The organism is Pseudomonas sp. Pse79, assembly GCF_024519615.1.
GTDB classification, from domain to species: domain Bacteria; phylum Pseudomonadota; class Gammaproteobacteria; order Pseudomonadales; family Pseudomonadaceae; genus Aquipseudomonas; species Aquipseudomonas veronii.
In genome coordinates this window covers 247,219-259,342 of record NZ_JALJRR010000003.1, presented here as the reverse complement: position 1 = coordinate 259,342, position 12,124 = coordinate 247,219, and the positions used below count along the sequence as shown (strand labels likewise).

General features: G+C 62.8%; 13 protein-coding genes. 6 read left to right on the top strand and 7 right to left on the bottom strand.

Annotation, left to right across the window (positions count from 1 at the left end; translation table 11 throughout):
* Window position 1: 1 nt before the first annotated feature.
* Window positions 2-547 (top strand): TetR/AcrR family transcriptional regulator, encoded by a 546-nt coding sequence (locus tag NR164_RS06805; protein WP_046384160.1) that lies wholly within the window; start codon window positions 2-4, stop codon window positions 545-547.
* A gap of 72 nt (window positions 548-619) precedes the next feature.
* Here NR164_RS06805 and NR164_RS06800 read toward each other — a convergent pair whose 3' ends face one another.
* The 4 genes from NR164_RS06800 to NR164_RS06785 form a co-directional block, all read right to left on the bottom strand.
* Window positions 620-1,399, bottom strand: coding sequence for an ABC transporter permease (locus NR164_RS06800; RefSeq protein ID WP_017846834.1), 780 nt, complete (start codon window positions 1,397-1,399; stop codon window positions 620-622).
* Window positions 1,396-2,328 (bottom strand): ABC transporter ATP-binding protein, encoded by a 933-nt coding sequence (locus tag NR164_RS06795; RefSeq protein ID WP_057005849.1) that lies wholly within the window; start codon window positions 2,326-2,328, stop codon window positions 1,396-1,398. Before NR164_RS06795 ends, NR164_RS06800 begins: the two co-directional genes overlap by 4 nt.
* A gap of 134 nt (window positions 2,329-2,462) precedes the next feature.
* Entirely contained in the window at window positions 2,463-3,080 is a 618-nt protein-coding gene (locus NR164_RS06790) for a glutathione S-transferase family protein (protein ID WP_017846832.1), read from the bottom strand.
* Window positions 3,081-3,136: 56 nt separating this feature from the next.
* The gene (locus NR164_RS06785) at window positions 3,137-3,796 is read right to left on the bottom strand and encodes a transglutaminase family protein (RefSeq protein ID WP_256822523.1); all 660 of its coding nucleotides are present in this window, start codon (window positions 3,794-3,796) and stop codon (window positions 3,137-3,139) included.
* A 202-nt stretch (window positions 3,797-3,998) separates the two neighbouring features.
* Here NR164_RS06785 and NR164_RS06780 point away from each other — a divergent pair, with 202 nt between their 5' ends.
* The gene (locus NR164_RS06780; protein WP_256822522.1) at window positions 3,999-6,446 is read left to right on the top strand and encodes an acyl-CoA dehydrogenase; all 2,448 of its coding nucleotides are present in this window, start codon (window positions 3,999-4,001) and stop codon (window positions 6,444-6,446) included.
* A 74-nt stretch (window positions 6,447-6,520) separates the two neighbouring features.
* The gene (locus NR164_RS06775; RefSeq protein WP_017846829.1) at window positions 6,521-6,928 is read left to right on the top strand and encodes a PA2817 family protein; all 408 of its coding nucleotides are present in this window, start codon (window positions 6,521-6,523) and stop codon (window positions 6,926-6,928) included.
* Window positions 6,929-7,019: 91 nt separating this feature from the next.
* Here the strand turns inward: NR164_RS06775 and NR164_RS06770 are convergent, their stop codons facing one another.
* Window positions 7,020-7,952 carry a LysR family transcriptional regulator gene (locus NR164_RS06770; RefSeq protein ID WP_256822521.1) on the bottom strand — a complete coding sequence of 311 codons (933 nt, stop codon included), beginning with the start codon at window positions 7,950-7,952 and terminating at the stop codon, window positions 7,020-7,022.
* Window positions 7,953-8,041: 89 nt separating this feature from the next.
* Between NR164_RS06770 and NR164_RS06765 the strand changes: the two genes are divergently transcribed.
* Complete coding sequence (locus NR164_RS06765; RefSeq protein ID WP_017846825.1) at window positions 8,042-8,668, top strand: hypothetical protein; 627 nt, start codon at window positions 8,042-8,044, stop codon at window positions 8,666-8,668.
* Here the strand turns inward: NR164_RS06765 and NR164_RS06760 are convergent.
* Together NR164_RS06760 and NR164_RS06755 are read right to left on the bottom strand one after the other, a co-directional pair.
* Window positions 8,665-10,239 (bottom strand): alkaline phosphatase, encoded by a 1,575-nt coding sequence (locus NR164_RS06760; protein WP_193041132.1) that lies wholly within the window; start codon window positions 10,237-10,239, stop codon window positions 8,665-8,667. The genes NR164_RS06765 and NR164_RS06760 overlap by 4 nt on opposite strands.
* Window positions 10,236-10,790, bottom strand: a complete 555-nt coding sequence (locus NR164_RS06755) for a GNAT family N-acetyltransferase (RefSeq protein WP_193041131.1) — start codon at window positions 10,788-10,790, stop codon at window positions 10,236-10,238. Before NR164_RS06755 ends, NR164_RS06760 begins: the two co-directional genes overlap by 4 nt.
* Window positions 10,791-10,980: 190 nt before the next feature.
* On the opposite strand from NR164_RS06755, the gene NR164_RS06750 reads away from it, so the two are divergent.
* Window positions 10,981-11,388, top strand: a complete 408-nt coding sequence (locus NR164_RS06750; protein WP_005786670.1) for a biopolymer transporter ExbD — start codon at window positions 10,981-10,983, stop codon at window positions 11,386-11,388.
* A 2-nt stretch (window positions 11,389-11,390) separates the two neighbouring features.
* A complete protein-coding gene (locus tag NR164_RS06745) occupies window positions 11,391-12,119 on the top strand; it encodes an energy transducer TonB (protein WP_256822520.1) in 729 nt (242 codons plus the stop codon).
* The last annotated feature ends 5 nt before the right edge of the window (window positions 12,120-12,124 follow it).

Sequence of the window (12,124 nt, the reverse complement as noted above, 5' to 3'; positions counted from 1 at the left end):
CATGGCGATAAAAGAAGGCCTCCGCCCGGGGGGCCGTAGTGCCCGGGTACAAGAATCCGTCCATTCGGCGGTGCGCGAACTGCTGGAAACCCATGAGCGGTCCAGCGTCACCGTACCGATGATCGCGGCGCGCGCGGGCGTCACGCCGTCGACCATCTACCGCCGCTGGGGCGACCTCTCGGTGTTGCTCGCCGATGTGGCCCTGGCGCGCATGCGCCCGGACAGCGCGCCGGCCAACACCGGCAGCCTGCGCGGCGACCTGCGGGCGTGGGCCGAGCAATACCTGGATGAGATGAGTTCGGAGCCGGGGCGCAACATGATGCGCGATGTGCAATCCAGCCAGACGCCGGGGTATTGCGTGAGCATCCTGAGCGGGCAGCTTCAAACGATCGTCGAGCGCTACCCGAACGCCACGCCGCCACCGCCGAGCGCGGACCGCCTGATCAACCTGCTGGCGGCGCCGACGGTGTTTCGCATTCTGTTCTCCCCCGCGCCACTGGCGGTGGATGAGCTGCACGCGCTGATCGAGTTGGCGCTGCAAGGGTAAAGACGTTATTCAGAAACCAATGTGGGAACGGGCTTGCCCGCTCCCACATTTTTTACGGCGTGCAATCCGGCGTTACGTCCGCATCCCGCGCCCGCTCACCAGCAACCGCGCGCAACCGATGTACAACACCGCCGTGGCCACGACCATGAAGGTGATCGCCACGCTGATCCGGATATCCGACACGCCCAGGATGCCGTAGCGGAAGGCGTTGACCATGTGCAGCACCGGGTTGGCCAGCGACACGGTCTGCCAGAACGGCGGCAGCAAGGTGATGGAGTAGAACACCCCGCCCAGGTAGGTCAGCGGCGTCAGCACGAAGGTCGGGATGATCGAAATGTCATCGAAGTTGCGTGCAAACACCGCGTTGATGAAGCCCAGCAGCGAGAAGATCGTCGCCGTCAGCACCACCACCACCAGGGTGATGCCGAGGTGATGCACTTGCAGTTGGGTGAAGAACAACGACAACAAGGTCACGATCACGCCGACCATCAAGCCACGCAGCACGCCGCCCAAGGTGTAGCCGATCAGAATGGTGTGCGGCGACACCGGCGACACCATCAGTTCTTCGATGGAGCGCTGGAACTTGCTGCCGAAGAAACTCGACACCACGTTGCCGTAGGAGTTGGTGATCACCGACATCATGATCAGGCCCGGCACGATGTACTCCATGTAGGTGAAACCGCCCATGCCGCCGATCTGCCGGCCGATCAGGTTACCGAAGATCACGAAGTACAGGACCATGGTGATCGCCGGCGGCAGCAGGGTCTGCGGCCAGATCCGGGTAAAGCGTTTCACTTCGCGGTAGACGATGGTTTGCAGGGCGATGAGGTTGGGTTGCAGTTCAGAATTCATACCGCCACCTTCGCCAGGTTTTTTTCCACCAGGGACACGAACAACTCCTCAAGGCGATTGGTTTTGTTACGCAGGCTCAGCACTTCGATGTGCTGGGTCGCCAATTGGCCGAACAGCGCGGTGATGCCCATGGCTTTATCCACCTGGACTTCCAGGGTACGGCTGTCCACCAGGCGGCATGGGTAGCCGAGCAATTGCGGCGGCGCCGACCGTTCGGTCTTCAGGTCGAGCAGGAAGGTTTCCACATGCAACTGGCCCAGCAGGTTGCGCATGCTGGTGTTCTCGACAATGGTGCCGTGGTCGATGATGCCGATGTTGCGGCACAGCTGCTCAGCCTCTTCCAGGTAATGGGTGGTGAGGATGATGGTGATGCCTTTCTGGTTCAGCTCGGTGAGGAAGGTCCACATCGAGCGACGCAGTTCAATGTCCACCCCCGCGGTGGGCTCATCGAGGATCAGCAGGCGCGGTTCGTGGACCAGCGCGCGGGCGATCATCAAGCGTCGCTTCATGCCGCCGGAGAGCGAACGCGAAGGCACGTCGCGCTTGTCCCACAGGCCCAGTTGGGTCAGGTACTGCTCGGCGCGTTCCTTGGCGATTTTCGACGGGATGCCGTAGTAGCCGGCCTGGGTCACGACGATGTCGAAGGTCTTTTCGAACTGGTTGAAGTTGAATTCCTGGGGCACCACGCCGATGCAACGCTTGAGCGCCGCCGGGGATTTGTCCAGGTCATGGCCGAAGATATTCACCGTGCCGCTGGTCTTGTTGACCAGGGTCGAGAGAATGCCAATGGTGGTGGATTTGCCGGCGCCATTGGGGCCGAGCAAGGCGAAGAAATCACCTTCGGCAACGTCCAGATCGATACCACTCAGGGCCTGGAAACCGTTGCCGTAGGTTTTGGTTAGCTGCCGGATGGACAGAGCGGAACTCATAGCGGAATACGCACCAAAGAAGGGAATAGGGACAATAGATGAGGGCACACCGCGCATCGTTCAACGGCGGCGCATGACAAACATGGTGCTTGCCCGCGCCGCACAAGTACAGTCACCTGTATTAATAGTCAGTATCAGGTCAACGCGGTCATCACCGCTTTGCGGTACGCCGGGCGCTGTTGCAGGCGTTGGTACCAAGCCTCCAGGTGGGGCATGGCCGGGCGTTCGATGGGCATTTCAAACCAGGCGTAAACAAAGCAGCCCAGGGGGATATCGCCCATGCCGATGGCGTCGCCCGACAGGTAAGGCTGTTCGGCGAGCGCCTTCTCCACGGTGCCGAGTGCATCGATGCAGGCCTGGCGCCCGGCGTTGATGCTGTCCCAGTTCTGTTTTTCCGCCGGGGTGCGTACCACGCCCCAGAACACCGCCTTGAACGGCTCGGCGAGGGTCGAGGTGGTCCAGTCCATCCATTTTTCGGCACTGGCCCGCGCCTTCACGTCGCTCGGGTACCAGTTCGACGCCTGCTTGGCGCAGAGGTAACGCACGATGGTGTTGGATTCCCACAGCACAAAGTCGCCGTCTTCGATCATCGGCACCCGGCCATTCGGGTTCAATGCGCGGTATTGCGGCGTGTCCACCACGCCAAACGCCCCGCCCGCATCGATGGCCTCATAGTCCAGGCCGAGTTCCTCGGCGCACCACAGGACTTTCCTGACGTTCGATGAATTTTTACGCCCCCAGATCTTCAGCATGACCGCGCCTTATTGTTGATGAACATGGCTTGATGAACGCAGCAGCATACGCCGGTTCACGGGCGGCTCAAATCGTCCTGCATGTCACCCAGCACGCTCGGCATCTGCTCGCCAAACAGGTGCGGGTAACATTTCTCCAGGTGGGCAAAGAAGAAATCTTCGGGCACATCCGCAAATTGCCCATGGTCCACCAGGTACTCCATCGAGCGCTTGCCCCGGCGATTGAAGGCGTGGAACACACTGTCGTTGATCCCATCGAACGCCAGCGGCGGCACATCGAACAGCTCGCACAATTGCTGGTTGAACGCCGGCGTGGCTTTGACCCAGCGCCCGTTCAGGTACAGCTCGGTATAACCGTGCATGGCGAACACATCGCTTTTGAGCAGCGCGATAAGGCGTGGCGTCGACAGGTGATTGCGCACATCCGCCAGGCCGATGCGCGCCGCAATCCCGCAGTGCCGTGCGCAGGCGGCGAGCAAGGTGGCCTTGGGCACGCAGTAGCTCTGGCCGGCAGCCAGGGCGAAGCTGGCGTTCAGGGTGTTGGGGTCGCGGCTGAAGGTATAGGGGTTGTAGCGCACCGCCTCACGCACGGCGTAATAAAGACTGACTGCCTGGTCACCTGAATCCGCGCTGGAACCGCGATGTTTTTCGGCGAACTCCACCACCGCAGGGTGGTCACTATCGATGAAGCGGCTGGGATTCAGGTACGTTTCCATGGGTTTGATCTCCGGGGGAAGCCTGGAGTCTAACGACAGGTCCGCCACAGCGATAACGACGATTCGGCCAAATGTCGGCGCCTGGTGATCGGTGATCCCAAGGTGCTTCCAGTACAACTCGCCACACCCTGATCACCGCGCTTTCTCGGATGCCGACTAAGCTCAACGGTGGTTTCGCCCCTGGTTTCACGGAGGATTGAATATGTTGTTGTTGTGGATACTGGTTCTGGTGGTCGGCATTGCCTACCTGGCACACCGCCGCACCGCGCCCCTGCCCGCCCTCGGCGTGGTCGCCGTATACCTGCTGGCGATGGGCGCCTGGAGCCACGCACCGGGTTGGCTGCTGCTGATCTGCTGGGTGTTGATTGCCATCGTCGCCGCGCCGCTGCTGCTGCCCGACCTGCGCCGCGAATACTTCACCAAGCCGCTGTTCAGTTGGTTTCAGAAGGTCTTGCCGCCAATGTCCGAGACCGAGCGCGATGCCATCGACGCCGGCACCGTCTGGTGGGACGGCGAGCTGTTCAGCGGCCGCCCCGACTGGAACACGTTGCTGGCCTACCCCAAGGCACGCCTGACCGAAGAAGAGCAGGCGTTCATCGATGGGCCGACCGAAGAACTGTGCGCGATGGTCAGCGACTGGCAAATCGGCCAGGCCATGGACCTGCCGCCCGCCGCCTGGGAACACATCAAGACCCATGGTTTCTTCGCCCTGATCATTCCCAAGGAGTACGGCGGCAAAGGCTTCTCCGCCTATGCCCACTCCCAGGTGGCGATGAAACTCGCGACCCGCAGCGGCGACCTGGCGTCCACCGTGATGGTCCCCAACTCCCTCGGCCCGGCCGAGCTGCTGCTGCATTACGGCACCGATGAACAACGCAACCACTACCTGCCGCGCCTGGCCCGTGGCGACGATATTCCCTGCTTCGCCCTGACCGGCCCGCTGGCCGGCTCCGACGCCGGCGCCATGCCCGACACCGGGGTGATCTGCAAAGGTCAATGGCAAGGCGAGGAAACCCTCGGCCTGCGCCTGAACTGGGAAAAACGCTACATCACCCTGGGCCCGGTCGCGACCCTGCTCGGCCTGGCGTTCAAGGCACATGACCCGGACCACTTGCTGGGCGAAGAAGAAGACCTGGGCATCAGCCTCGCGTTGATTCCCACCGATACGCCGGGCGTTGACATCGGCCGTCGTCACCTGCCGCTGGGCGCCGCGTTCATGAACGGGCCCAACTCCGGCAAGGACGTGTTCATCCCCCTGGACTACCTGATCGGTGGCCAGGACATGCTCGGCAAAGGCTGGATGATGCTGATGAACTGCCTGTCGGTGGGCCGCTCGATTTCCCTGCCGGCGGTCGGCACCGGCGCAGCCAAGTTCACCAGCCTGGTGACCGGCCAATACGCCCAGGTACGCGAGCAGTTCAACGTGCCGCTGGCGGCCTTCGAAGGTATCCAGGAAGCCCTCGCCCGCATCGGCGGCAACGCCTGGCTGATGGACAGCGCACGCATACTCACCGCCAACGCGGTGGACCTCGGCGAAAAACCCTCGGTGCTGTCGGCGATCCTCAAGTACCACCTGACCGAGCGCGGCCGCGAATGCATCAGCCACGCCATGGACGTCCACGGCGGCAAGGGCATCATCATGGGCCCGAACAACTACCTGGGCCGCAGTTGGCAAGGCGCGCCGATCTTCATCACGGTGGAGGGCGCGAACATCCTGTCGCGCAACCTGATGATCTTTGGCCAGGGCGCGATCCGTTGCCACCCCTTCGTACTCAAGGAAATGGCCCTGGCCGGCCGCGAAGACCACGACCAGGCGCTCAAGGAATTCGATGGCCTGCTGATGCAGCACATCGGCTTTGCCGTGAGCAACGCCGCCAGCACCCTGGTGCTCAACCTGGGCCTCGGCCACTTCGAAAAAGCCCCCGGCAACCGCTTGAGCCAGGCTTACTTCCGCGCGCTGAACCGCCAAGCTGCGGCGTTCGCCCTGCTCGCCGACCTGAGCATGATGCTGCTGGGCGGCGAGTTGAAACGCCGCGAACGCCTGTCGGCACGCCTGGGCGATGTGCTGAGCCATATGTACCTGGCTTCGGCGGCGCTCAAGCGTTATCACGACCTGGATTCGCCGGACCACCTGGAACCGCTGTTCACCTGGGCCATGGAAGAAAGCCTGGGCGAAGCCGAACGCGCGCTGGATGAACTGCTGAGCAACTTCCCGAACAAGCTGCTCGGTTGCCTGCTGCGGGTCATCGTGTTCCCGTTCGGCCGTCGCCATACCGGCCCGTCCGATGCGCTGGATGCCGAAGTGGCCGCGGTGATCGGTCGCGCCAAGGGCGATCCGACCCTCGAAGAACTGCTGGCTGGCTGCTACCGCCCGCAATCGGCGCAAGACCCGGTGGGCGCCCTGCAACATGCCTGCGACCTGCTCGCCGCCAGCCATCCGCTGCAGAAAAAACTGCATGCGGCCCTCAAAAGCGGCCAGGTCAAACCGGCTGCCGGCGAACCGGCCATCGACGCCGCACTGCACGCCGGGGTGCTGCAACCGGCCGAGGCGCAAACCCTGCGTGAAGCCGAAGCGGCACGGCGCAAGGTGATCGACGTGGATGATTTCAGCAAGGAAGAACTGGTCCAGGCCGCGGGTAAAGTCCGCTGATCCCCCAGGCCATATAATTACGGGCGCTTGAGCTATATACTCTCGCGCCCGTTTTTGCTTTGAGGACTTATCTCGTGTCCAACGTCGTTGCCGATCATCTCGTCTTGCTCGACCACCTGCGCAGCATCCTGGTTGCCGTCGGCGAAGCCGAACAGGTGCCCGAGGAAAGCCACCTGCTGTTCCTGGAGCGTTTCGATGAACTGCGCGCCCTGCTGCCAATCGATCCGATCGAGAGCCAGTACCTGGGCCAGGACATGATGAGCCAGGTCATCCTGCGTTACCCGCAAATCGCTCATCTGGTGCCACGCGACCTGCTGTGGTTCTTCGGCGGCGATTGCCTGCACTTCATGCCCGACGAAGAACTGGACCTGTACCAGGCCCTGGAAGAGCGTCGCTTTGAAGCCGAACAGAACGATGAACCGTTCGACTGGAACCAGGAAAAACAGCTGCTGGCGATGCCGCAGGACCAGAGCAAGCACTGATCATTCAATGTGGGAGGGGGCTTGCCCCCTGCCGCAGGACCAGAGCAAGCACTGATCATTCAATGTGGGAGGGGGCTTGCCCCCTCCCACACTACCCTCGGCGCAGCGTCGGCTCGGTGGCCATGCACGCCACCAGATAATCAATGAACACCCGCACCTTCGGCGGCAGGTACCGCGTCGGCGAGTGCAGCAGCCAGGCCTCGCCATGGTAGGACGCAATAAAGTCCCACGCCGGCAACACCTGCACCAGGCGCCCCTCATCCAACGCATGCCGTGCAGTGAAATACGGCAAGCTGCCAATCCCCACATGCTGCAACACCGCATCCAGGCGCACGCCGGTGTGGTTCGCCGCATACCGCCCCCGCACGCCCACCGTGACCGCCTTGCCCGCCCGGCGAAACTTCCAGCGCGAGTCCCCCGGGGTTTCGCCCAGGTAGATGCAGCTGTGCGCCAGCAGATCATGGGGATGACTCGGCGTGCCGTGCTCGGCGAGGTACTGCGGCGTCGCGCACAACACATGTTCGATGGGCAGTAATTGCCGCCCCACCAGGCCCGGCGGCGGGCTGTCGGTGATACGGATACTCAGGTCGACGTTGTCATCGATCAGGTCCACCTGCCGGTCCTCAAGGATCAACTGCACATCGACCTTGGGATAGCGCCGCAAGAATTCCGGCATATGCGGATGCACCACGAACCGCCCCACCGCCTTGGGCACGCTGACCCGCACCAGGCCCTCGGCTTCGTGGGTGAACTGGCCGCTGATTTCCATCACCGAGCGCGCCGCGTTGACCATCTCCTGACAACGCTTGAACACCTCTTCGCCGCCCTCGCTCAAACGCAGTTTGCGCGTGGTGCGTTGCAGCAGGCGCGTGGCCAACGCCTGTTCGAGACGCGAGATGCTGCGGCTCACCGCCGAAGGCGACACGCCCAGTTGTCGCGCTGCCGCAGAAAAACTGCCGGCTTCCACCACTTTGACGAAAATCGCCATTTCACCCAGCAGCGGCAAAGGAAGATTGATGCTCATGACGCACAAGTCCATTGATAATTGAACGGATTATCACCCATCTGCGCACTATTTATACTGCCCGCAGAACCTTGATGCGGATGTAGACGATGACCGAGCGCCTGTTTTTCACCCACGACCACCTGACCGCCGAGCTTGAAGTGCTGAGCTGCACCGCCCACGAAGAGCAGTTTGCGGTCACGCTGCAGTCGACGATTTTCCACCCCCAGGGCGGCGGCCAGCCATTCGACACCGGCTGGCTGGGCGACAGCCGGGTGCTGCGGGTGACCCAGGAGGCAGAGCGCGTGGTGCATTACCTCGACCAGCCCGTAGAACCGGGCCCGATCAACGCACGGGTCGATGCACCACGCCGAGCCTTGCACACCCGCCTGCATTCCGCCGGACACCTGATCGGCAACGCCGGCGAGGCGTTGGGCTGGATGCCGATCAAGGCCCACCACTGGCCGGGCGAAGGCAAGATCACCTTTATCCGCGGCGAAAGCGCACAAGCCATGGAGGCCGACACGCTTCAACAACAGCTCGACCACTGGATCGCCGCCGACTACCCGCGCCAGATGCGCCTGGAAGACGGCATCCGCGAAGTCGGCTTCGGCGAGTTGCCCGCGTATGCCTGTGGTGGCACGCATGTCCAGGCGTTAGGCGAATTGGGCCAGGTGACGATCCTGGCCGTGTCGGAGAAAAAGGGCACGCTGTCGGTGCGCTACAGCCTGGATTAAACCGCGATCGCCCCGGCCCGCCCCGGTTCCACCACGAACGACTTGAGCGTCGACACCGTGGCGGCCGGGTCACGCGGATCGGTAATCACACGAAAGTGCGTGAGCATGCGCTGGGCATCCAGCGTCACCGATACATACCCGCGCTGGCGGCTGTCGAAAAACTTCACATGTGGATTCTGCGGCAGCATCTGGGTGAAGGCGTCATAAGGCGGCCCATCGGAGGTCACCGAGGTGCCGACGAACTCGGTGGCGAGCACGGGCGAGTCCGGGTTGTTGGCATCGGCATGCAAATCGGTGGCCCAGAATGAATGTATATCGCCGCCCCAGAACACCGGGTTGTTGACCTGATGGCGCGCGATGGACGCGAGCATCCGTGAACGGTTCGCCATGTAGCCATCCCAACCATCGGTCCAATGGCCCAGCGTGTGCTGGGTCAGGTCGCGCTGCAGCAGCGGCGCCACCAGCAAGTCCTGGGCGATCACGTTCCATTGCGCTTTCGACTGGGCAAACCCCTGGTCCAGCCAGGCCTCCTGCTGCCAACCGAGCATGGTGCGAGCGGGGTCGCGCAAGTCGCTGCAGGTGTTGGCGGCGATGTGGCCCTGATGGCTGCCGTTGGCCTGAATGCACGGTTGCTCGGAGCGATACTGTCGACCGTCGAGCACATGGAAACGTGCCAGGCGGCCGTAGTCCAGGCGCCGATAAACGCGCATATCCGGCCCGTTGGGCAGGCTGCTCACGCGCAGCGGCATATGCTCGTAATAGGCCTGATACGCCGCCGCCCGCTGCTTGAGAAACTGCGCCACGGCAACCTTCGGGTCCTGGGACCAGCGGCTGGCATAGTCGTTCTGCACCTCGTGATCGTCCCAGGTCGCCACGCTGGGCGCCGCCGCGTGCAAGGCCTGGAGATCCGGATCGGTCTTGTACAGCGCATAGCGGTTGCGATAGTCGCTCAGGGTCAGCGCGTTGCCGCTGCCGTGGGAACGAATGACTTTTCCCGAGTCGGCCGCGTAGGAACTGTCGTAGATATAGTCACCGAGGAAAAACACCAGGTCCGGCTGCTCCGCCGCCAGGTGACGATAGGCACTGAAGTACCCGCGTTCCCAGTGGGAGCACGACACGAACCCCAAGCGCGCCGTCGCCAGGGCATGCAAAGCCGGCGCGGTACGCGACTGCCCCACCGCGCTCTGCGCCCCCAACCCTTCGAACTGATACCAATACGGCCTGCCGGCTTCCAGCCCCGCGACTTCCACATGCACGGAGTGGGCAAAGCGCTCACTCGCCATCACCTCACCCTGCCTCACAATGCGCGTCATCCCCGCATCGCTGGCGACCCGCCAACGCACCGGCACCGCACGCGCCAACCCGCCGCGACCGTCCGCCGCATTGAACAACGGCGCCAGGCGCGTCCAGATCACGAAACCATCCGGCAACGGATCACCCGAGGCCACGCCCAACGTGAACGGATAATCGATCCCCGCACTGCGGGCAAACGGGCTGAGGATCGAAAAGGTGGTGGCCAGCGCCAGCCCGGCCAGCACCCGGCGCCGATCATGGTCAACCGCGCGACTCACGCCAGGCGCTCCCAGTCATTGCGCACGGTCGCAAACCCGAGCAAGTCCTCATACACCCCATTCTTGAGAAACGCGGCGCGCATACAGCCTTCGTACAGCAGGCCGATTTTCTCCATGACCCGCGCCGACTCCTTGTTGCGGCCAAAGCATTGGCTGCCCACTCGGTACAGGCCCAGTTCGGTGAACCCGAAGTCCATCACCGCACGCGCCGCCTCGGCCGCATAGCCCTGGTTGCGACAGTGCGCCGCCACCCATCCGCCCAGGTGCCCGTAGTGGTGACGCGCATTGAGACGCAGGCTGACGATGCCGATCAATTCGCCGGTTTCGCGCAGGTGCATGCCCAGGCTCAACAGATCGCCGGCGCGGTATTTGTCTTGCATCTCGTCAATAAACGTCCGGGCCGTTTCCAGGGTATAGGGCGATGGAATGTTGGCCGTGTTGTCAGCAATCTTCGGCCCGTTGGCGAGGCTGGAAAGTACCGCGGCCTGGTCGCTTTCCAGCGCCCGCAACAGTAAACGCGAAGTCAACAAATGCGGCAATGACTGACTCATACAAGACGGCTCTCGGTGTAAATTTTTCGAGAATGTACCCCCGGCGTTTCAGTTTCATTACTTCGTGGAAGTGACCGGAAACCAATCTGTAAGACACGTCCTAGACACGTCAAAACGTAAATTAAAGTTAACCGTTCGGTCATTTTCCGTTGTTAGCGTGTCGCCCCTAATTCAATAACGGGGTAGCGGAATGAGAACCTGGGATGAACCGAAAAAACGCAAGGCACACATCGAACTGATCCCGATGATCGACGTGATGATGTTCCTCCTGGTGTTTTTCGTACTCGTGAGTCTGAACGTGATTCCGGCACTCGGCATGAAGACTCAACTGCCCAGCGCCAGCAGTTCGCAGCAGCTCAAGCCGCAGAACAAATTCATCCTCACCCTGGGCCTGGAAGGCCAGTTGCAACTGGATGGCAAGGACCTCACGGTCGACGCTCTGGTACCGGCGCTGAAGGCGGCGGAAAAGCCGGATACCAAGTCGACGATCATCGTCAACAGCGACAAGGGCGTGGAGGTTTCGCGCCTGGTGGAGGTGATGGACACCCTGCGTCTGGGTGGCTTTACCTCCGTGTCCATCGCCACGCGTAAGTCCTGATCATGTATGTCCTGTTTCGTGCGCGTCGGCTGCTGGGCAGTGTCCCGGCCCTGATCGCCCTGGTGCTGATTGCACTGGGTATCCAGTCCCAGACGTTGAAGGTCGAACCGGTGTACGACGAGTCGGCGGTCGAGTTGGCATTGGTCGAGCCGGAGCCCGAGGTGGTGCCGCCACCCGTGGTGGAACAAGCACCGCCACCGCCGGTGATCGAGGATGAAGAGGCCGAGCCGGCCCCTCCACCACCACCGCCCCCGCCACCGCCCAAGCCGGTGCCGAAACCTGAACCCAAGCCCAAGCCGGTGCCCAAGCCCGTGGTCGCCAAACCCACGCCGACACCGCCCCCGGTGGCGGCCAAACCCGCGCCGGCGGCGGTCGCCCAGGCTGCGCCGACTCCGGCCCCGCCCGCACCGCCCAAGGTCGACGGCCAGGCCCTGGAGGGCGGTTACCTCAAGGGTTTGCGTAACGAGCTGGACACTTACAAGCAATACCCCACCGGACGCCAGGCCTCCCTCGAACGCCCAAGTGGCGACGTGGTGGTCTGGCTGCTGGTGGACCGCCAGGGTCGGGTACTCGACTCCGGCGTGCAGACCCCGGCCTCGAGCATGTTGCTCAACCGGGCCGCCGCCAACAGCCTGCGGCGTATCAAGCAGGTCAAGCCGTTCCCCGAGCAAGCCTTCGGGGGGCGCAACGAGCAGCGCTTCACCGCCACCTTCAACTACAGCGTGCAATAAGCACC

Excerpts from the sequence above, each read along its gene's own strand:
- NR164_RS06745 (WP_256822520.1), top strand. The coding sequence starts at position 11,391 with ATGTATGTCCTGTTTCGTGCGCGTCGGCTGCTGGGCAGTGTCCCGGCC.
- NR164_RS06785 (WP_256822523.1), bottom strand. The coding sequence starts at position 3,796 with ATGGAAACGTACCTGAATCCCAGCCGCTTCATCGATAGTGACCACCCT.
- NR164_RS06770 (WP_256822521.1), bottom strand. The coding sequence starts at position 7,952 with ATGAGCATCAATCTTCCTTTGCCGCTGCTGGGTGAAATGGCGATTTTC.
- NR164_RS06805 (WP_046384160.1), top strand. The coding sequence starts at position 2 with ATGGCGATAAAAGAAGGCCTCCGCCCGGGGGGCCGTAGTGCCCGGGTA.
- NR164_RS06790 (WP_017846832.1), bottom strand. The coding sequence starts at position 3,080 with ATGCTGAAGATCTGGGGGCGTAAAAATTCATCGAACGTCAGGAAAGTC.
- NR164_RS06800 (WP_017846834.1), bottom strand. The coding sequence starts at position 1,399 with ATGAATTCTGAACTGCAACCCAACCTCATCGCCCTGCAAACCATCGTC.
- NR164_RS06765 (WP_017846825.1), top strand. The coding sequence starts at position 8,042 with ATGACCGAGCGCCTGTTTTTCACCCACGACCACCTGACCGCCGAGCTT.
- NR164_RS06755 (WP_193041131.1), bottom strand. The coding sequence starts at position 10,790 with ATGAGTCAGTCATTGCCGCATTTGTTGACTTCGCGTTTACTGTTGCGG.
- NR164_RS06750 (WP_005786670.1), top strand. The coding sequence starts at position 10,981 with ATGAGAACCTGGGATGAACCGAAAAAACGCAAGGCACACATCGAACTG.
- NR164_RS06795 (WP_057005849.1), bottom strand. The coding sequence starts at position 2,328 with ATGAGTTCCGCTCTGTCCATCCGGCAGCTAACCAAAACCTACGGCAAC.
- NR164_RS06780 (WP_256822522.1), top strand. The coding sequence starts at position 3,999 with ATGTTGTTGTTGTGGATACTGGTTCTGGTGGTCGGCATTGCCTACCTG.